Source organism: Alphaproteobacteria bacterium RIFCSPHIGHO2_01_FULL_41_14, assembly GCA_001767855.1.
In the GTDB taxonomy this organism is placed as follows: domain Bacteria; phylum Pseudomonadota; class Alphaproteobacteria; order UBA7879; family UBA5542; genus 2-01-FULL-41-14.
Map to the genome: position 1 here is coordinate 481,651 of MEMF01000002.1, position 18,644 is coordinate 500,294.

The following is an 18,644-nucleotide window of genomic DNA, read 5'->3' on the forward strand; positions in this document are numbered from 1 at the left end:
CTTTGAAAACTTGTAAAACATGACTTTTTTTCGTTCGATGGCTGCAGTGAGCGGCCTTACCCTTCTAAGCCGTTTTCTGGGATATTTCCGAGATGTTATGATCGGATCTATCTTTGGAGACAGCGGCCTTTCTGATGTTTTTTTTCAGGCCTTTCGCCTCCCTAATCTTTTTCGTCGATTGTTTGCAGAAGGAGCATTGAATTCGGCCTTTGTTCCCCTGTTTGCCCGATTGAACGAACATACGAATAAGCGGGCGGCACTCAAGTTTGCGTGCACCGTTTTTACAATCTTAGCTCTTGTTTTGATTGGGCTTGTCATTGTTTTCGAGTTGTGGATGCCCGAGATGATGGCTGTGCTGGCACCAGGGTTTAAAAAGATCCCCCACAAATTTCAATTAGCCGTGGACCTCGGGCGCATTGTCTTTCCGTATATTCTCTTTATTGCGCTCGCCGCACTCTGTGCTGGCATCTTGAATTCGCTCCACAAATTTGCGGTGGCGACAGCGTCTCCTGTCCTCTTAAACATTTTTTGCATTCTGGCGCTTCTGTGGCCTGTGTCGACCTTAGCAGAAACAAGTACTCTGTTGAGTTGGAGCGTTTTGATCGCGGGGATCGCCCAATTTGCGTGGGTGTTGGTTAGCTGCCATCACCTAGACTTCCCCTTGAAATTTTGTGCTATTAAGATGACTCCCGAAGTTAAATTATTGTTGCGGCGCATGGGGCCAGGCATGGCGAGTGCCGGTGTTTATCAGATTAACTTGCTTGTTTCCAACAGTGTGGCGTCTTTTGTGCCCATGGCTGTGTCTTATTTGGCCTATGCCGACCGTATTAATCAGTTTCCTCTGAGCGTGGTGGGCATTGCCATCGGGACGGTGCTGTTGCCTCTTTTAAGCCAACAGTTGGGACGGCACGAGGACAGGCAGGCCAACCATCTTGAGAATCGTGTTTTGCAATTTAGTTTTTTCCTAACATTGCCTGCGACGGTGGCCTTGTTTTGTCTCGCTCTTCCCGTGATCATAACCTTGTTTCAGCATGGTCGGTTTACCTTTGAGATGTCACGAGAGGTGGCGGGGATCCTCTCCATCTACATTCTCTCTCTTCCCGCAAATGTTTTGGTTAAGATTTTAAGTACCAGCTTTTTTGCGCGCCATAATACGTTTATTCCCATGATGGCAGCGAGTATTTCCATTGGGTCTAATTTAGTGCTGACGTTAATCCTATTTCATTTCTTTTCTTATTATGGTATTGCGGCAGCAGGGGTGATTTCTTCGTGGATTAATGTGATTATCTTGGGGTTGAGTCTCCTTAAAAAAACCCCCTTCACTTTTGATCAGCGGTTAAGATCGTCCGTCTTTCGACTCCTCTTGGCATCTCTGGGAATGGGGGGGATTCTTCAATTGATTTTACCCTTTGTTTTGCCGTATTTTGGGCAAGAGATCTTTTATGATTTTGTGCTTTTAGCGGGATACATGGCGGTGGGGTTGGGAACCTATCTTGCGTTGGTGGTTCTCTTCAAAGGATTCACCCGGAAAGAGTTCAACGCGGCCATGAATAAAACAGAGGAAGAGGAACAGACAGGACGATGACGAAAAAAAGAATATTTTCTGGCATTCAGCCTAATGAAAATCTCCACCTCGGAAATTATCTGGGAGCGCTCAAGAATTGGGTGACCTTGCAGCACGAGACGGAATCTTTTTTCTGCGTGGTGGATTTGCATGCGTTAACCACGCCTCAGGATCCGGCACAGTTGCGCGAGCAGATTGTGGATACGGCCATTACCTATATCGCTGCTGGGATTGATCCTAAAAAAAGCACCATCTTTGTGCAGAGCATGGTGCCAGCGCATAGTGAGCTCACATGGTTGCTGGCGTGCCAAACGCCCTTGGGGTGGCTTAACCGCATGACCCAATATAAAGACAAGGCTGGAAAGGCTCAGGAGAAACAAAAGCTTGGTCTCTATTCCTATCCCGTGCTCATGGCGGCGGATATTTTGCTTTACCGCGCGACGAACGTGCCCGTGGGGGATGATCAAAAACAGCATTTGGAATTGGCGCGGGATTTGGCCCAATTGATGAATCGCAGTTATAAGCAAAATCTCTTAGTGGTACCGGATGTGCAAATTTTAGGATCGGCCACCCGCGTGATGAGCCTGAAGGATGGACGAAAAAAGATGAGCAAGTCTGACCCTGCTGAAGGCTCGCGGATTAACCTGCTGGATGATCGGGATACCCTTTACAAAAAGATTAAAAAAGCCACTACAGATTCCCACCCCTTTCCCGAGTCTACCAAATCTTTGGAGGATCGGCCTGAAGTTGAAAATCTCATTCGGATTTATGCCACCTTGACGGGGGGAACCCTCCAAGAGGTGTGTGACCGATATGGGGGGAAGAATTTCTCGGACTTCAAAGAAGATTTAGCCACGGTTTGTATGGACACCCTCGGCCCTTTGCGGGAGAGATTTTTAGAGATCAAAAAATCGCCCGAGCAGGTACAAGCTGTGTTAGAAGAGGGAGCCGAGAAAGCCAGGGCTGTTGCGAACCAAACCTTAAATGAGGTGAAGCGCGCTTTAGGCTTGCCTGTTTAAAGAAACTTGATCCGGCTTCTTTTGTGTTCACGGATAGGCGGGTTTCTTCACCTACACTGGGTCCTCAAATAATGACTAGCCATTATCATCATCATCATTATCATCATCAGAGTTATCATCATTTTGATTCGATGACTGTTGTGGATTGCCCGCGGCGATGCTGAGGGTGGTGCAGAGAGGAATCTGAGGGTTTGAAAAACAGGAAATGTATTGGTTGTATTTGTCCAAAGCCCTTTTTCCCTCGTCATAGGTAGATCCTATCCCCACCAGCAGAAGAGGGGGGGCGGTATAATAGGTGGGATTTTGAGATAAGAACTGTCCAAATTTGGTCATCAACCTTCCGATGAGAGCCCCGTTGGTTCTGTACCAGTCGGGACTGTGAAGGCCTTGTCTTCTCGGAAAAGAGGTTTGTTTCGCCACGCTTTTATTGTTGGCTTCAAAGGACGAGGGAAAACTCTGTTCCGCCTCCTTGGTTTGACGAATCAAAAGTCTTAATTGTGCCAAGTCTATCAAAAAAAGAATCTGGCTCATTTGGTTGCGATCCCCGGGGCCGGGGGTGCTGAGAGCCTGATTTAAAACGGCTTGATCCTCCTTAATTTCTTGTTCACTTCCTGTAATCTGGTTGGGGGTAGAGTTGAATTGGGAGGCGAGGAGTTGCCATTTTGCCATGATGGCATTCACTCTTTGCCCGAGGGGGGAGGAGGGACCCATATTTATCATGGGCTGAGGGAAATAGGCGGCCTTACTGCCGGGCAGAAAAAGGGCAGCCAAACAAAAAGCGATGGAATAGAAAAAAAGTTTGTTCATGATATTATTCCCCATTGTCTATTTTATCTTATCTGCTTGGCGGCCGAGAGAGAAGTTTTTTTTGTAGTTAATGGGGATAGACGATGGCGAGGGATTAAATTTCCTGCAATTTCCACAGCTTGCTATAGAGGCTTTTCGGATCACGGATCAGTTGGGTGTGGGTGCCTTGCTCCACGATCTTGCCCTTATCGAGCACCAGGATACGGTCCATATGTCTCAAGGTGGAGAGGCGATGGGCAATAGCGATCACTGTTTTCTTTTCGTCATCTAGGAAGAAGTTGAGACCCTCTTGGATAAACTGTTCTGTTTGACTATCCAGAGACGAGGTTGCCTCATCTAAAATCAGAATGGGTGCTTTCTTTAAAATGGCGCGCGCAATGGCGATGCGTTGCCTTTGTCCTCCCGAGAGTTTGAGGCCCCGTTCCCCCACATAAGATTGATACTTCTCGGGAAGTTCCATGATGAACTCATGGATGTGAGCTTTTTTACTGGCCTCAATGACTTGGGCTTCTGTGGCGTGTGGATTACCATACTGAATATTCTCCATCAAGGTGCGATGGAACAGCATGGTGTCTTGGGGAATAACAGCGATGTGTTCCCGCAAGGAATCTTCCGTGACTTTGTTGATGTTCTGCTCATCAATGAGGATCTCCCCTTGATCATTTTTAAAGTACCGCAGCATGAGATTGACGAGGGAAGATTTGCCGGCACCAGAGTGCCCCACGAGACCGACATTCTCGCCCGGATTAATGGTGAGGTTCAGGTCTTTGAAAAGGATTTCGCCGCTGTCATACTTAAAGGTCAAATCCTTAAATTCAATCTTGGGGGTGTCAATTTTAAGAGGGATAGCGTCTTTCATATCCTGGTTTTGATGGGGAATGTTTAGGATGGAGAGCGAGCTTTTAAAGTCTCCAAGGGTGCGAGAGAGTTCTTGCATCGACACGGTTGTATCCCAAATGTCTTGGCTCAATACCGTGAAGATGCCGAAAACAAAGGCAAAGTCTCCCACCGAGACAGCTCCCTTCATTTTCAAATGAATCATGTAAAACAAAATAAAGGAGGTCATAATGAGATAAAAAATACCGGCCACAATTTGCATCTTGAAATCATACTTAGCTACTCGTATTTGTTTTGGAATAGAATCTCGGGTTATCTGACGGTCAAGGCCTTGGAATTCTCTTTTCCGAGAAGCAAAAGAAAAGAGGGAAATAATGTTCATGATCTTATCTGAAACTTGTCCAATCAGATCATGCCGACTTTGTGTTTCTTCAAAAGAAAGTCCATTCAATTTTTTGGAAAGTTTATACATAATGGGCACATAAACGGTGCACCACAAAAAAACAAAGAAACCAAGCATTGGACTAATAAAGACCAGGGCGAACAAATTTACAGTGCTTTTTAAAATTTTAAGAAAAAGTCCGTAAGAGAGTTCTACCCAAACTTTATCATATCCATCCAGCAATCCTTTGAGCTTACTACTCAGTGTTCCTGTAAAATTATTCTGAAAGAAGGTATAAGAATGGTGTTGCACATAGTCATAGGATTGCAACAGGATAGATCGCCGCACATAGGGCTCTGACTTCCATCCCGCCATCTGGGCTATACGCCAAATCACTTCTGTCAGGAGAGACAATGAAAGAAAGAGTCCGATGGGAACGATAATATGGTGATAGGTGAGGGGACCCTCTTGGGTCATGGCATCCAAAAAAAGTTTAATAGCGTAATTATACATAAAAGGATAGAACGCAGAAGTTAGAGGCGCCAAAAGCATCACCACATAAAACCACTTATAGGGTTTTATGTGATACCAGCAAAAAGAAAGGACAGACATATGTTTCATGAGATTTCACTCTGTGCTCATTATAGAGAGCAGGACGGTGGATAGCAATGGGAAGAGCAAAAAGAGTCCCCTTCAATCCTTATCCACAAAGGGGTTTTTGCCCGATCGGGGGGAGAGGCGCAGGGGGACACCTTGCAATCCAAAGTCTTTTGCCAATCGATTTTTCAGATACCGCAAATAGCTCTCGGGTAGCTCCTTCGCTTGGCTGACGAACAGAACAAAGGTGGGTGGCCGGGTCTTGATCTGGGTCATATACCGAATTTTAAGGCGACGCCCTTTGGCGAGCGGCGGGGGATGATGGGCCTGGATGGCGGCGAGCCACGTGTTCAGCTTCCCCGTTGAAATGCGTTGGTTCCAAATCTCATAGAGCTCGAAGAGCTTGGCAAAAATTTTATCAATGTTCCGGCCAGCGAGCGCCGAGATGTGAACCATGGGCAGCATCACCACCTGGGGCAACTCTTCCGCAATCCTCAGGCGCATTTCTTTTAAGAAGGCATCAAGATCAGGTACCAGATCAATCTTATTGAGAACCAAAAGCAAAATGCGCCCCTCGCTCACCACATGGTGGGCGAGGGTAAGGTCTTGCCGCTCGAGCGGCGTGGTGGCGTCAATGATCAAAAGAACAGCCTCTGCAAACTGAATGGCTCGATCCGTTTCTCTCGCCGAGAGTTTTTCCAGGGTACGTACCACCCGGGCTTTTTTACGAAGTCCCGCCGTATCGAACAATTCAAGGGAGCGTCCTTGCCATTGAAATTCCACAGACTGGGTGTCTCGAGTGAGGCCCGCGATGGGGCCGGTGAGGAAACGGTCTTCCCCAATGATTTTGTTAATGAGGGTGGATTTGCCCGCGTTTGGGCGCCCCACCACGGCGATGTTTAGGGGTTTGAGGGGGACTGGGGCCTCTTCGTTAAAATCGAGGGCGTTGAGTGTGGAAAGAGGTTTGTCCTCAAAGGGTAAAAAGGCCTCATACAGAAGTGCCATACCCTCTCCATGCTCGGCTGACACGGGGATTGGAGGCCCAAACCCAAGGGTTTCAGCTTCTCGGATTGCCTGCATGCAGGATTTCCCCTCGGCTTTGTTCACCACCACGAGGCAGGGTTTGTTGAGCTTCCTTATTTTTTGCGCAAACTCTTGGTCAAGAGGGGTGAGCCCTTCGCGACCATCCAGCACCAACACAACCAGAGTGGCACCCTTGAGAGCGTGCTCAGTCTGCTGCCAGACGCCCAGAGACAAGCTTTCTTTTTCTTTGGGGGCGTGGGTCGATTCGATGCCAGGGGTATCAATGACCCCGAAGGTTAAGTCGGCAATATGCCCTGTACCAAACCGTCTGTCCCGCGTCACGCCTGGTTCATCATGGACAAGCGCTATCTTTTTCCCGACGAGGCGATTAAAGAGGGTAGATTTTCCCACATTGGGGCGGCCGACAAGGGCAATGGTCAGTGACATGATTCATTTACTCGACAGCGACCAGAGTACCCGATTCTGTTAAGAAGTAGGCGACTTTGTTGGCCACAATGGGGGGCAAAGAACAAGGCCCAGGCAAGGTGAGTTGATCCACATTCTCGCCTGTTTCTGGGTTCAAGAAGATGGCTTTCCCCTCTGAGCTGGTGATGATCAATTTATGACCCGCCAAAACAGGGCCAGCATAAGACGTTTTTTCCCTGGCCCCATATCCTGGCAATTGGGCGACCCAGATAATTTTACCAGAGTGGCGCACAAGGCAAACGGCTTGATGGTCAGAGGTGACCACAAAAATAAAGTTCCCATTCACCACAGGGGTGGAGGTGCCGAGAATTTCACGATCCCACACAATGGTGCCGGTACGATAGTCAACGCCCACCATGCGCCCGCTTTGGGAAGCGGCAACCACCAGGTCTCCATCCACCACGGGGGAAGCCTTAATATGGGAAACAGTCGCCGCTGAGCTGAATACTTTGAAGGCACTCAGAGATTCTGCCCAAAGAGGGAACCCATTCTCACGACGAAGGGCATAGAGCTCTCCAGACGAATAGGGGGCAATCACTGTGTCATATTGGACAGCGGGTTTGCCGCCCCCCACAAGGGAACAAGAATTCTCGCTCCCCTCTTGTTGCCAAACCTTCTCTCCTGTCAAGGCATTGAGGCAGATAATACGGTTATTTTTGGTAACCAGGTAAAGGTATCCTTTATAGAAGGTAGGTGCAGACCGAATAGAATGGGGAAGAGTGATATGCCAAACCATGTCACCGCTGGTACTGTCAAGAGCCACCACATCTGCTGACGAGAAGGTTGCAAAAATTTTGCCATCTCCCAAAGAAATCCCGCCCCCAGAACACTCATCCCGACGAGAGGTTGTTTCTAAGCGGCGCTGCCAGACATCGTTTCCTGTTTGCAGATTTTTGGCTTTAATGCGTCCGGCTGTGTCGAGAGTATAAATGATCTCATTTTCAATCAGAGGCGTGCTTAATAAAAAGCCGGTTCTTGTGGCCCCCTGCCCAATGCTGGTTTTCCAAATGACATTTTTAAGATCACCGGCTTCTAAATGAGGGATTTTGTGAGTGGCGTTGTAGTCTCCTTGGGGCCAATCCATATTGAGGGTTGGGTCTTCAATGGTGACAGCAATGCTTTCGGCTTCAGCATCCTTTTCCAAAACTTTGACGACAGGCAAAATTTCTGTACGATCGCCCGTCAGAAGATCTTTGGATGTAGAACATCCTTGAAGGAGGAAGAGCCCGACGTTAGACGCAATAATAAGAAAAGCAGAAAATAATTTCATCGGGTTATTTTTGATCTGTGTTTAAATAATTAATAATGGCTTGGGCGCGAACCTTAAAGGCGGCGGGAACTTTAGGGTCTTCCAGAATTTTATGGAGGGAGGACCGAGCCTTTTCTTTATCTCCCTTTTTCAGATAGGACAGACCTAAAAGCTCGTTCCCTAAATGTCGCCAGGGAGAGTCTGCAGAGGCATACGGTGTGGCTTTTTGGATAATGATTTGGGGGTCCACTGTATCGATCTCAATATAAAGGCCGTGAAGCTGGGCCAATTGACCCAGGATTTTTAGGGAAGAAGACGCAAAAAGCCCACTCGAGTTCTGATAGATAATATCATAGAGCTCTTTTGCTCCTTTGGTGTCTCCGCGTTCGAGTAAGATGGCCGCTACCCAGAACCGAGAGAGCTGCGCATAAATAGTTTCGCCTTTGGCCGGGATGTGTTCAAAAATTTTGAAAGCGCGCTCGGGGTCAGATTCCGAAATTACGAGGGCTTGGGTATATTCATTAGACTGAATGGATGTCTTCGAGGTCTGATGGTTTTGCCACCACATCATGCCAGCTGCGATCACAAGAACAGCTGTCACACCGCTGTAAACATGATTCTGATACTTTTTCCACAAAGAGAGCCAGCGCTCTTGATCCACTTCTTGTTTAATTTCTTCTAGAATATTTGACATCATAAAACTCCGGATACGTGAAACTGTTCCTTAAAATACATGCCATGCAAGGAAAGTTCAACGATTATGTTCAGAAATCAAATGAGGGTAGTATCTTAACCTCTCTAAAAAAGGAGAGAGTTTTTTATTACCACACCAATCTGGGTATAACATACTGGGGATAAATGTCCTCGCTCTTGAACTTTTCTTCTAGGACAGCGAGGGAGTCTTGGTGATGGAGTCCGCCATGCACCAATACGCTGTCAATCTTCATGGTATTAGCTCCTTGGATATCGGTATGGAGGCCATCCCCCACAGCTAGGACATTTCTCAATGTGGGCGAGCCCAGTTTTTTCAAAGCAGATTCATAAATGGGAGCATAGGGTTTGCCATAATAAAGAACGGTTCCGCCTTGTTTCTCATATTTCTGAGCCGCCAGCCCTGGGCAATAGGCAACAGTATTGCCATGCATAGCCATCACATCGGGGTTGGCACATAAGAGGGGGAGATCTAACTTTAGCGCTTGTGCCAAGACCGCATCCGTCAGCGGGGTGAGGGCCGTGAACAAGACATAAGACGCTTCTTCTAGCGTGAAGACTTGTTTTCCTGGGATTCGGGGCAAGAGGGGGTGGTCAGAGGACGTATCCCCCAAATAATAATATTTTTTAGTGGCCCATTTATGGACGGGATCATTCAAACCTTCAATCACCGCGTCCCCAGAGCTGTGGATATCATCGTAATGAGTGCCTCTCAGGATCCCCATGTTGGCCACCAGTTGGGCCAGGATTTCACCGGGGCGCGATGAATTGGTGATGAACAAAATAGGCTTGTTGTCGCGCTTTAGCGTCTCTAAACAATCAATGGCCCCTGGTAATGCTTCCACGCCATTATGTACCACGCCCCACATATCCAATAAAAAATGGGAATAGTTGGGCGCAATGTCGCGGAAGTGATCGTAGGTCCCTCGATAAGAAAAGTGTTTCATGGTATGAATTGACTGTAGAGGAAGAGGTTTTCATGAGTCAAGTCTATACATCAAAAAAGAACAACCCCCGTCATTGCTGTGCAACAATGACGAACCCTTAAATCTCAATCACCATGCCATCATACGCGGGCTCTACCCCCTTTGGTAACTTTTGTTTTAACGCTTCATAGTCCAGTTGTGGCCCAAGGTGGGTTAAGATGGCGCGGCGGGGTTTCACATGGCGGATCCATTCCAACGTTTGGCTGAGATGAGAATGGGTGGGGTGTTCTTGTTCTGATACGCAATCCACCACCCACGTTTTCACGCCTTTCAGCATGTGGAAGGCTTCTTTTGAGAGGGTCTTTACATCGGTGGAGTAGGCAAAGTCTCCGATGCGGAATCCTATGGAAATACCGTACCCATGGTCTTGTTCAAAGGGCAAGAAGGTCACGCCTCCTGTTGAAAACTCTTGGCCAGGTTTAATGATGTGTTTTTCCAAGAAGGGAGCATAATGGGGAATGTCAGAGTGAAAGGCGTGGCCAAAAGATTGGTTCAAAGCAGCGAAAGTCTCGCGATCCATAAAGGTGGGGATAAGGCGTTTTTCTATGCGGTTAATAATACCAACATCATTAATACCGTGGGCGTGGTCGCTGTGGGCGTGAGTATAGACGACAGAATGGAGAGTGGGAATATTCTCCCGTAACAATTGATAGCGCAGATCCGGAGAGGTATCGATGAGGACATTATTCTTGCCATGTTGAATGAGGATGGACGGACGGGTGCGACGGTTCCTCGTGTTGTGAGGATCGCAATTTATCCATCTCTCCCCAATCATAGGGGTCCCGCAGGCATGTCCGCATCCTAAAACAATGACTTTCATGGGTGTATTATATTCCTCTTTGTTTTTGAGAAAAGGGTAAAAAAGTTATGGGTGGTGATTTCTTGGATTTTTTTGAGGGAAACGCCCTTGAGTTCTGCTAGCTTTTCGGCCGTATGAACCACAAAAGAGGGCTCATTTCTTTTGCCACGATGGGGAGTGGGGGCGAGATAAGGGGCATCCGTTTCAATGAGTAGGCGATCAAGGGGAACAGTCTTGGCAATCTCGCGGAGCTCTTCCGCATTTTTGAAGGTGAGAATCCCCGAAAAAGAAATATAAAAACCTAAGTCCAATGTGGCGTCCGCAAAGTCTCGGGTGCCACTAAAACAATGGATCACACCAGGGGTCATATGGTCTCGAACTTTTTCTTCTCTGAGAAGCTGCAAGATATCCTCTTCCGCGTTTCTAGAGTGGATCACAAGGGGGAGGCCTGTTTCCTTCAGGGCGTGGATATGATGTCGAAAGCTGAGTTTTTGATGTTCCTGATGGCTGTGTTCGTAATAATAGTCGAGGCCAGTTTCGCCAATGCCCACTGCTTTGGGATGATGAAGGGCAGTGAGGAGATCTTTTAAATCCGGTACGCCTTCTTTGTCTACTTCATGGGGATGAACGCCGACGGTATGGTAAATCTCGTCGTACGTTTCAGAGAGTCTTTCAAGATCAGGAATCTCTTTCAGCTCGGTGGAAATGGTGAGGATGCGGCCTATCTCTAAGGCTTTGGCTCGCGCTAATAACTGCGGGAGGTCTTCTTTAAATTGAGGATCATTAAGATGGCAGTGGCTATCAACAAACATAGGGCTCTGGCTCAATGCGGGGAAAGAGGGGGAACGGCACGGGCAAGGGATGGGCTTGTTTTAGGCAGAAAGAACTTGAGAGATGAGCAAAGGTGCGCTGATCTCTCGGAACTGCCAGGGCATCCAATAACTTTTTGGCTGTCTCAGGGATCATGGGTTGTAATAGAATCCCCAAATACCTCAAGGTTTCCATGACGGTGTACAAGACCATCTCCATGCGGTGAAAATCTGTCTTTTTCAAATTCCAGGGTGCCTGTTCATCCACATATTTGTTGGCGGCCCACACCACATTCCAGAGGGTGTCTGCATATTTATGAAGCTCTTGCTTGTCAAGATGCTCGCGGGCGAGACCCAGGAGACTTTGTGCTTGGGTGAGAAGGTTTTGATCCTCATCGGAAAATTCTTGGAGCAACGTGGGGATTTGACCTTCGCAATTTTTATTGACCATGCTGAGGATACGTTGGGCCAGATTCCCCAATTCATTGGAAAGTTGGGTATTGGCGCGTTGCACCAGAGCTGTTTCGGAAAAATCGCCATCACTGCCAAAAGATACGCCGCGTATTAAGAAATATCTCACCACATCAGCTCCGTATTTTTCTACCAACGCATAGGGGTCTACCACGTTTCCTAAAGACTTTGACATCTTTTCACCTTCCACTGTCCACCAGCCGTGAGCAAATATTTTTTGAGGAGGGGAGAGATCAGCCGCCATTAAAAAAGCGGGCCAGAAAATGGCATGGAACCGCAAAATATCTTTGCCCACCATGTGGAGATCCGCCGGCCAGAACTTTTTGAAGTCTGGGGTGGTGGTGTCAGGATATCCCAAAGCAGTGATGTAATTGGTGAGCGCATCGATCCACACGTACATGATGTGAGAAGGATCATGGGGCACGGGAATCCCCCATTCAAAGGTGGTGCGCGAGACTGAGATATCTTTCAGACCCCCTTTCACAAAGCTGATCACTTCATTCCGACGAGATTCAGGGCCAATAAAGTGGGGATGATCTTCATAAAACTTTAGAAGCTTGTCTTGCCAGTGGGAGAGGCGGAAAAAATAGCTGGATTCTTCCACCCATTCCACGGGTGCGCCTGTGGGCGCCCTCCCATCCACCAGGTCACTTTCCGTATAAAAGGCTTCATCTCGAACAGAATACCAACCCGCATAGTGTCCCAAATAAATTTCGCCTTTCTCCACCAGTTTTGTCCAAAAAGCTTGAGCGCCTTTTTTATGACGAGGCTCCGTCGTGCGGATGAAATCGTCACAAGAAAGGGCGTAGGCGGGGATGAGCTGTCGAAAATTTTCGGAAATCTGATCTACAAATACTTGGGGGGGTAAGCCCTTATCTTTGGCAGCTTGTTCTACCTTTTGGCCATGTTCATCAGTCCCCGTGAGGAACTTGACGTCATAGCCATCAAGCCGTTTAAAACGGGCGAGTATATCACAGCACACGTTGGTATAGACAGACCCAATATGGGGAGTGCTGTTGGGATAGTAAATGGGTGTTGTAATGTAATACGTTTTTTGCATCATGCTCTTAAATTTTTTAACTCAAAAAAGAGGGTGAGGACAAGTTGGCGCCCATCAATATCAAGATTCTTTTTCCATTTAATGATCTTAGAAATTGTTTGATGGATGTCAAGCAAAGAGGCGAGGGAACACTGGATTGTGAAAAAACAACGCTGCTGAAGGGCGACTTCTTTCACGGCATTTTGGAGCCACCATTCCACAAGGGACAAGAAAAGAGTGAGCTTGGAGGCATCCCTTCCCACCGTTTGGGCGAGAGTATGGGCAGGGGCATAATGATCCTGTTCCACAAGAGACCGCACCGCTTGCTGGAAAGAGCCATACAGAGAGAGGGCTTCTTGGTCCAAGAGATCCTGCAAATGGGCGGGGCATCCATGGGCAAGTGCGAGGAGAATCGTTTGCTCTTGAAGAGAGAGTCCTTCGGGAAGAAACGGGAGTAAGTCAGTAGAGGACGGTGCGGCAAAGGAAAGCTTCGCACATCGAGAAACAAGCGTGGGTAGGGGAGAGGCTCCATTGTGTTGAATCAAGAAAAACACGGTATGGGGGGGTGGGGATTCCAGAATTTTTAAAAGCCCATTGGCTCCATTAGGGGTGAGTGTATTCAAGCTATCGAGAATCACAATCCTCCATCCCCCATCAGGCGCGGTTTGTTGTAAGAATTGAAAAACCCCACGTATTTGCTCAATGGAAATAGCTTGGGTAGGAGAGGCCTCTGGAGAAATGTATAAAAAGTTTGGGTGATTTTGATTCTCGATTTTGGTGTAGATGTGGTCGTCAGGGGTGATTTCTGTCAGTAATTGTGCCGCTATATGCTTGGCGAAGTCCACTTTCCCCACGCCTTGAGGACCTTTTAAAATCCAGGCATGATGGGGGCGTTCTTTGAAATCTTGGAAAAAAGTTTGCTTTAAGTCTTTGTGTGCCGTTATGAGATTCATTGTCATGGCCTTACAGTGATAGAGAAAATTTTTCTTGTAAAGCCTTAAAAATCACTTGAGTCATGTGGGGAGGGGCCAGCTTTCCCGAGACCGTAAAAAATCTCGGATTTTGATGAGCTAGAACCTTATATCCTTCATAGACTTTTTCATGAAAGTCGAGAGTCATGGATTCAAAAAAGTCTTGCTGACTTCTTTTGCGCGCTCGGTGTAACCCCTCTTTGGGGGGGAGGTCGAAGAAGAACGTCAAGTCAGGCTGAAAGTTTTTCAGTGTGGCTGTGTGAATAGATTGCACGAACTCGATGCCTAAGTTTTGAGCGTAGCCTTGGTACACAAAAGTGGAATCTGCAAACCGATCACAGAGGACCCATATATTGCGGGCTAAGGCAGGTTTAATCACTTTTTCCACTAAGTCTCGCCGGGCTGCGTACAAAATAAGGACTTGAGAAACGGCATCCCAGTGCGTCTCAGGATGGTCTTTAAGGGCAGCCCGTAACAATTCTGCACCCGTGGTCCCTCCTGGCTCTCGTGTTTTGATGACGTGATAGCCTTTGTTTTTTAAAGCTGTTTCCAAGAGCTGAATCTGGGTGGTTTTCCCAGCCCCTTCTCCGCCTTCGAATGTAATAAATTTTGCTTTCTGAGTCACAGCTAACAAGTCTTTAAATTAAGGATTCACAATACGGGCATCGGGAAGGTTATATCCCTTTTTAGTTTGGGCAAGCACTTTATTGGCGTCCGAGAGAGAGGAAAAAGGACCCACTCGAACTCGATGGAGGGAACGACCATTAATAGTCACGGGGGACGATTCCACAAGACCGATAGACCCTAGTTTATGACTTAGGTTTTTAGCGTTCTCAGGATTTCCAAAGAGGCCGGCTTGAACGTAATAGGCTTTTTCAGGGAGGGAGACTTGTTCCACGGGGGCCATGCCCGGACCCGCTGGGGGCACTTCTGCGGGAAGGATCTCAGCTTGGGATGCAGGGGATGTAGGGGTTGCCTGATCAAATAAAGCTTCAGAGGGACTTTCCTCTGGGGCTGGGGTGGACGCAACAGTGACAAAACTCTCTGTGTTTTCCACGGGAGCTGGCGTCTCAGGATCTTTTGTAATCACGGGGGGTGGATAGGCGGCATGAGGAATGGCAGGTTTCTCGCCTCCCTGAAGGGCAGCGGCGGCGGTTTTTGATTCTGGGTTCATGATTTCAACCCGCACCTTCACATTCCCATCTTCTGGAAACTCTAGGAGAGTCGCAGCCTTGTCTGAAATATCAAGCAGCCGATCGTTTACAAAAGGACCGCGGTCATTAAGACGCACCACAATGGATTTATTGTTAGAAAGATTCGTCACCTGCACAATGGAAGGTAACGGGAGGGTTTTATGGCAGCCTGTGAGAAGGGTATTACTGTAAATTTCTCCATTCGCCGTTCTTTGTCCTTGGAAGGATTTAGGATAGCGAGACGCAAACCCAATTTCATCATACCGAGTGTTCTCGGCTGGGAAGTACCAAACACCGTTGACCTTGTAAGGTTTTCCGAGTTTATAAACGCCATCTCCTTTGGCGTGTGCCCAAGCGGGAAGGGAGCGTTGAGCCTCTTCTTCCGTTTGGGGCGTGGGGAGAGCCTCCCCTCTTTCTTCTTTGGGAGATTCACTCTTTTTAACAATCATATCCTCTTTGATCAGAACAGGTTCGGGAGGCAACAAACGCTCAGGCTTTTGTTCTTTCATTACGCAAGAGGTGAGTAAAAAGAGAGAGGTAAAGAAAAAAGAATTTCTATAGAGATGTGTCATTGATAAGACCTAATTTGATCTGCGAATTGGCAGACAGTTAACGCAAAGCAGGTAGAGCGGTTCCACTTTAAGATAACTCTAAAGTTATTGTAAACAAGAAAAGCTTTCTTTTGATTTTCGGGAATAAGGAGAGATCCTTGAAGATCGGGGAGGGACGTGTCTTTTTTCGCGGGTTTAACCCCGAGAGCAGCCCAATCTTGTTTGGATTTCTGAACAGAAAGAGTGGCCAATCTTTCGTCAAAGCCATCAGGCAACGTCACCTCTAGGCCCCATGGCTCATTCGGTTTCCATCCCGAGTTAACCAGATAATTGGCAATGGACGCAAAAACGTCATCGGTGGAATTCCAAATATCTTTGTATCCCTTTTTGGTGGCATCTACAGCATGAGCATTAAAGGTGCTAGGCATGAACTGACATTGGCCCAGTGCCCCTGCCCAAGACCCCTTGAGGTGGTGGGGGTGCATACTTTGATTTTGTAGAATTTTAAGTGCCTCCACCAGCTCTCGTGTAAAGAACTCTCGTCGACGCCCTTCGAACGCCAGTGTTGCGAGCGTATGCACAATAATAAATTGGCCCATGTTCGTGCCAAAGTTTGATTCAAGCCCCCAGAGAGAAAGGATCATTTCTTTGGGGACGCCGTAGGTGTTTTGAACAGTGTCTAAAACACGACCATGTTTTTTCGCTTTTTTCCGAGCGGTAACAATGCGGGGGGGAATCCGTTTTTCTTGGTATTGGATTAGGCTTTGGGTTTGCTCGGGTTGCTTGCCGTCGAACGTAATGGATTGTGGCATGTGCTTTACATTCTGGAAAGCACGATTCAGAGTTTCTGGCGTGATGCCTTTGTTCAGGGCAAGGGGTTTAAACTCTCTATTGAGCCAATCTTCAAACTGGGGAGGCGAGCCGGCTTGTGCTGAGACCACAAAGCAAAGCGCCATGGTCATTATAGATAAGATCTGGTGTATCTTCTTCATGTGCCTCCCTCTATTTCATAAAATGTAGCCTATAGAGGAATAGGAAACAATAAACTTCTTGACCCCGCTTCAAAGTTTTGCAACAAAGGGGAATCCTTGTGGATGGGTGGCCGAGCGGTTGAAGGCACCGGTCTTGAAAACCGGCAGGGGTGCAAGCCTCTCGTGGGTTCGAATCCCACCCCATCTACCATTTAAATTTCGATCGTATTGACATGGATATTAAGACGTAACCTACAGAAAAATAGGCCTTCTTCTCCCTAACCTATTCAAATACTTGAAATAAGACGTCAATCTGTTTTACACTAAGGAAAATGGGGGACGGAAGAATGCTCTTAGCAGCGGTATTGAAACGATTTATTCAGCAGGGAACGTTGCACGTTATTGATGCTGCGGGGAAGAAACACACCTTTTCAGGAACTCCTGGTCCTGAAGCCACCATACGGCTCCACGCAAAAAGCATAGAATTAAAGATGATGTTAAACCCTGACATCGCCTTGGGGGAGGGATATACAGAGGGGGAGATTACCGTTGAAGAGGGAACGCTCGCGGGCCTTCTGGATGTATGTACCCGCAATTTGGCTCTGCATCCTCTTAACGCGCTCACCAGTATTGTGGAGGTTCTATGTTATCCTCTTCGGTTTATTTTTCAGCATAATTCTCTGACGGGATCCCGCAAGAATGTGTCTCACCACTATGATCTAAACGGCAAACTTTATAAACTGTTTTTAGACAAAGACATGCAGTATTCGTGCGCCTATTTTAAGAAGCTGACAGATAGTTTAGAGATAGCTCAGGAAAACAAAAAGAAACATATTGCCAAAAAGCTGTGTCTTCAGAAGGGCCAAAAAGTTTTGGATATCGGATCTGGCTGGGGCGGATTGGCGCTTTTCTTGGCCAAATCTGCGGGCGTGGAGGTGACAGGGCTCACCCTTTCGGAAGAGCAATTGAAGGTTTCGAGGGAGCGGGCCAAGGCAGCGGGGCTGGATCACAGAGTGAAGTTCTTCTTAAGGGACTATCGCGAGGAAAAAGGTAAATACGACCGCATCGTTTCGGTAGGGATGTTCGAACATGTGGGCACGCCGAATTACAATGATTTTTTCCACCAAGTCCATGACTTGCTGACACCTCAAGGGATGGCGGTGTTGCACTCCATCGGAAAATCAAGCGTGCCGGGGAATGCCAAAGGGTGGATTAGCAAATATATTTTCCCTGGGGGGTATTGCCCGTCTTTATCAGAGGTCATGGGGCCCATTGAGAACTCAAAGCTGTTCGTGACAGACATTGAAATTCTGAGATACCATTATGCCGAAACACTGAAGCATTGGCGGGAGAGATTTCAAGAGAAGAGGGATCAGGCCCAGGCGCTTTATGACGCGCGGTTTTGTCGCCTATGGGAATATTATCTGACATCTTGTGAGATGGCATTCCGAAATCTTGGCTTTATGGTTTTTCAGATCCAACTCATGCGTGACCCAAGGCTTGCGCCTCTCACACGAGAGTATATGTATGAAGGGTCGAAGTAAGACCAAGATTTATCACATTTTTTGAACAAAAAGGGTGACAAAGTACCTGTCTTTTATGTTATTATAAAAATAACAGGGCTATAATTTATGAGGTGATATGATGAGCGTAAAACATTGTTTTAAAGTCACTCCGTTTCACTCTGACCCTCCGATGATCATGAATGAATTTATACGTTTTCTAGATGTAAAAAAACTAACCAGTCTGCCGGCCACCTTTACGTTTGTAGCGAATGACAAAGAAAAAGAAGATCTTGCCAAGCGGTTAGATCTGGTCGTTCTAAAAAATCTTCAGGTTAACTGCCAAGTGCAAGGGAAAGTGGGAGAATTCCCTCTTCAGGTATCTGCTGTCGTAAAGGCAGAGGTGATCCAATCGTGTGTCACCACGCTGAAAGACTTACCTGATGAGGTAGAAGAGCCCATCAAGTTGGAACTTTTCCCCTCTATCACAGATGAGTCTACCTTGCCGGAAAATTTTGAGGAAGATCAGCCCGAACCTGTTGTGCTCAACAAAGATGGAACGGTAGATGTGGGCGAAATCTTTGTTCAGTATCTCAGTTTGGCTTTGGATCCCTACCCTAAGTTTGAAGTCGACACCCCCTCGTAACGTTTTGGTTTTTAGAAAATTTATTATATAC

17 protein-coding genes and 1 tRNA gene are annotated in these 18,644 nt (G+C 47.3%); 5 read left to right on the forward strand and 13 right to left on the reverse strand.

From position 1 onward, the window contains the following. Window positions 1–19: 19 nt before the first annotated feature. Both A2621_02385 and A2621_02390 read left to right on the forward strand, forming a co-directional pair. Window positions 20–1,585: a murein biosynthesis integral membrane protein MurJ gene (locus tag A2621_02385; GenBank protein ID OFW89730.1), complete on the forward strand. Its 1,566-nt coding sequence runs from the start codon at window positions 20–22 to the stop codon at window positions 1,583–1,585. Beyond that, window positions 1,582–2,583 (forward strand): tryptophan--tRNA ligase, encoded by a 1,002-nt coding sequence (locus A2621_02390; protein OFW89731.1) that lies wholly within the window; start codon window positions 1,582–1,584, stop codon window positions 2,581–2,583. The genes A2621_02385 and A2621_02390 overlap by 4 nt, the downstream gene beginning before the upstream one ends. Before the next feature lie 75 nt (window positions 2,584–2,658). Here A2621_02390 and A2621_02395 read toward each other — a convergent pair whose 3' ends face one another. The 13 genes from A2621_02395 to A2621_02455 form a co-directional block, all read right to left on the reverse strand. Then, the gene (locus A2621_02395) at window positions 2,659–3,390 is read right to left on the reverse strand and encodes a hypothetical protein (GenBank protein OFW89732.1); all 732 of its coding nucleotides are present in this window, start codon (window positions 3,388–3,390) and stop codon (window positions 2,659–2,661) included. 94 nt (window positions 3,391–3,484) lie between these two features. Then, a complete protein-coding gene (locus tag A2621_02400; GenBank protein OFW90120.1) occupies window positions 3,485–5,221 on the reverse strand; it encodes a hypothetical protein in 1,737 nt (578 codons plus the stop codon). An 81-nt stretch (window positions 5,222–5,302) separates the two neighbouring features. After that, window positions 5,303–6,676, reverse strand: a complete 1,374-nt coding sequence (locus tag A2621_02405; protein OFW89733.1) for a ribosome biogenesis GTPase Der — start codon at window positions 6,674–6,676, stop codon at window positions 5,303–5,305. 7 nt (window positions 6,677–6,683) lie between these two features. Then, entirely contained in the window at window positions 6,684–7,985 is a 1,302-nt protein-coding gene (locus A2621_02410; GenBank protein OFW89734.1) for a hypothetical protein, read from the reverse strand. A gap of 4 nt (window positions 7,986–7,989) precedes the next feature. Continuing rightward, window positions 7,990–8,658, reverse strand: a complete 669-nt coding sequence (locus tag A2621_02415; protein ID OFW89735.1) for a hypothetical protein — start codon at window positions 8,656–8,658, stop codon at window positions 7,990–7,992. Between the two features lie 127 nt (window positions 8,659–8,785). After that, window positions 8,786–9,622 (reverse strand): hypothetical protein, encoded by an 837-nt coding sequence (locus A2621_02420; GenBank protein OFW89736.1) that lies wholly within the window; start codon window positions 9,620–9,622, stop codon window positions 8,786–8,788. Window positions 9,623–9,719: 97 nt separating this feature from the next. Beyond that, complete coding sequence (locus A2621_02425) at window positions 9,720–10,481, reverse strand: hypothetical protein (GenBank protein OFW89737.1); 762 nt, start codon at window positions 10,479–10,481, stop codon at window positions 9,720–9,722. Beyond that, complete coding sequence (locus A2621_02430; protein OFW89738.1) at window positions 10,478–11,272, reverse strand: LuxR family transcriptional regulator; 795 nt, start codon at window positions 11,270–11,272, stop codon at window positions 10,478–10,480. Before A2621_02430 ends, A2621_02425 begins: the two co-directional genes overlap by 4 nt. Then, entirely contained in the window at window positions 11,262–12,803 is a 1,542-nt protein-coding gene (locus A2621_02435; protein ID OFW89739.1) for a methionine--tRNA ligase, read from the reverse strand. The genes A2621_02430 and A2621_02435 overlap by 11 nt, the downstream gene beginning before the upstream one ends. Further along, window positions 12,800–13,732, reverse strand: coding sequence for a hypothetical protein (locus tag A2621_02440; protein ID OFW89740.1), 933 nt, complete (start codon window positions 13,730–13,732; stop codon window positions 12,800–12,802). The genes A2621_02435 and A2621_02440 overlap by 4 nt, the downstream gene beginning before the upstream one ends. A 10-nt stretch (window positions 13,733–13,742) precedes the next feature. Continuing rightward, the gene (locus A2621_02445; GenBank protein OFW89741.1) at window positions 13,743–14,375 is read right to left on the reverse strand and encodes a dTMP kinase; all 633 of its coding nucleotides are present in this window, start codon (window positions 14,373–14,375) and stop codon (window positions 13,743–13,745) included. An 18-nt stretch (window positions 14,376–14,393) separates the two neighbouring features. Continuing rightward, window positions 14,394–15,515 carry a hypothetical protein gene (locus A2621_02450; GenBank protein ID OFW89742.1) on the reverse strand — a complete coding sequence of 374 codons (1,122 nt, stop codon included), beginning with the start codon at window positions 15,513–15,515 and terminating at the stop codon, window positions 14,394–14,396. Further along, window positions 15,512–16,486, reverse strand: coding sequence for a hypothetical protein (locus A2621_02455; GenBank protein OFW89743.1), 975 nt, complete (start codon window positions 16,484–16,486; stop codon window positions 15,512–15,514). Before A2621_02455 ends, A2621_02450 begins: the two co-directional genes overlap by 4 nt. 100 nt (window positions 16,487–16,586) lie before the next feature. On the opposite strand from A2621_02455, the gene A2621_02460 reads away from it, so the two are divergent. From A2621_02460 to A2621_02470, 3 genes are all read left to right on the forward strand, one after another. Beyond that, window positions 16,587–16,676, forward strand: a tRNA-Ser gene (locus A2621_02460). 136 nt (window positions 16,677–16,812) lie between these two features. Continuing rightward, window positions 16,813–18,009: a cyclopropane-fatty-acyl-phospholipid synthase gene (locus tag A2621_02465; protein ID OFW89744.1), complete on the forward strand. Its 1,197-nt coding sequence runs from the start codon at window positions 16,813–16,815 to the stop codon at window positions 18,007–18,009. Between the two features lie 100 nt (window positions 18,010–18,109). Continuing rightward, the gene (locus A2621_02470) at window positions 18,110–18,613 is read left to right on the forward strand and encodes a hypothetical protein (protein ID OFW89745.1); all 504 of its coding nucleotides are present in this window, start codon (window positions 18,110–18,112) and stop codon (window positions 18,611–18,613) included. Window positions 18,614–18,644: the final 31 nt, after the last annotated feature.

Bases quoted from the DNA above. Each gene is read 5' to 3' on its own strand.
- A2621_02405 (OFW89733.1), bottom strand. From the start codon at position 6,676: ATGTCACTGACCATTGCCCTTGTCGGCCGCCCCAATGTGGGAAAATCT.
- A2621_02450 (OFW89742.1), bottom strand. From the start codon at position 15,515: ATGACACATCTCTATAGAAATTCTTTTTTCTTTACCTCTCTCTTTTTA.
- A2621_02400 (OFW90120.1), bottom strand. From the start codon at position 5,221: ATGTCTGTCCTTTCTTTTTGCTGGTATCACATAAAACCCTATAAGTGG.
- A2621_02425 (OFW89737.1), bottom strand. From the start codon at position 10,481: ATGAAAGTCATTGTTTTAGGATGCGGACATGCCTGCGGGACCCCTATG.
- A2621_02465 (OFW89744.1), top strand. From the start codon at position 16,813: ATGCTCTTAGCAGCGGTATTGAAACGATTTATTCAGCAGGGAACGTTG.
- A2621_02390 (OFW89731.1), top strand. From the start codon at position 1,582: ATGACGAAAAAAAGAATATTTTCTGGCATTCAGCCTAATGAAAATCTC.
- A2621_02420 (OFW89736.1), bottom strand. From the start codon at position 9,622: ATGAAACACTTTTCTTATCGAGGGACCTACGATCACTTCCGCGACATT.
- A2621_02455 (OFW89743.1), bottom strand. From the start codon at position 16,486: ATGAAGAAGATACACCAGATCTTATCTATAATGACCATGGCGCTTTGC.
- A2621_02415 (OFW89735.1), bottom strand. From the start codon at position 8,658: ATGTCAAATATTCTAGAAGAAATTAAACAAGAAGTGGATCAAGAGCGC.
- A2621_02395 (OFW89732.1), bottom strand. From the start codon at position 3,390: ATGAACAAACTTTTTTTCTATTCCATCGCTTTTTGTTTGGCTGCCCTT.
- A2621_02440 (OFW89740.1), bottom strand. From the start codon at position 13,732: ATGAATCTCATAACGGCACACAAAGACTTAAAGCAAACTTTTTTCCAA.
- A2621_02435 (OFW89739.1), bottom strand. From the start codon at position 12,803: ATGATGCAAAAAACGTATTACATTACAACACCCATTTACTATCCCAAC.
- A2621_02385 (OFW89730.1), top strand. From the start codon at position 20: ATGACTTTTTTTCGTTCGATGGCTGCAGTGAGCGGCCTTACCCTTCTA.
- A2621_02470 (OFW89745.1), top strand. From the start codon at position 18,110: ATGAGCGTAAAACATTGTTTTAAAGTCACTCCGTTTCACTCTGACCCT.
- A2621_02410 (OFW89734.1), bottom strand. From the start codon at position 7,985: ATGAAATTATTTTCTGCTTTTCTTATTATTGCGTCTAACGTCGGGCTC.
- A2621_02430 (OFW89738.1), bottom strand. From the start codon at position 11,272: ATGTTTGTTGATAGCCACTGCCATCTTAATGATCCTCAATTTAAAGAA.